Here is a 422-nt window from a genome sequence, read left to right on the forward strand (position 1 = left end):
GAGCTGCCGCGCAACAAATGACAGAATGGGAGCCGGTGGTGTTTCACCAGATTCCAGCACCCGTCCCGGCCAGCGCATGTAGAGCATGACCATCGTGAAACCCAATCGGGAGGTTTCTCCGCGGCGGGTTGCGATCAGATCGAAGTCATCCTGGCTGAGTGTAAAATGTCTCGTGATCTCGCGATCATCGACAGAAGGCTCGTAATGTCGGGCGAGAGCTTCACGGGTCAGAAGACGGCGCCGCGCCATGATCGGATGTCTCCTTCATGTGTCCGGAAGGGGATCGTTGGACGGACTGTCCCGGACAAGTGCAACACGTCATGGAATACAGCCGTGTGCTGTGTCTCATAAAGGTGGTACCATATGTTTTGCAGTCATGGGGCCTTATACGTTACACTTTCCCGTATGACACACATAATGAT

General features: G+C 54.5%; 1 protein-coding gene. It reads right to left on the bottom strand.

What is annotated here, in order from left to right; translation table 11 throughout:
* Positions 1 to 249, bottom strand: a 249-nt coding sequence (locus KP705_RS18120) for a DUF4158 domain-containing protein (RefSeq protein WP_215765300.1), incomplete at its 3' end; no start/stop codon positions are given.
* Between the last annotated feature and the right edge of the window lie 173 nt (positions 250 to 422).

It is taken from the genome of Gluconobacter sp. P1D12_c (assembly GCF_018812105.1).
Lineage (GTDB): Bacteria > Pseudomonadota > Alphaproteobacteria > Acetobacterales > Acetobacteraceae > Gluconobacter > Gluconobacter oxydans_A.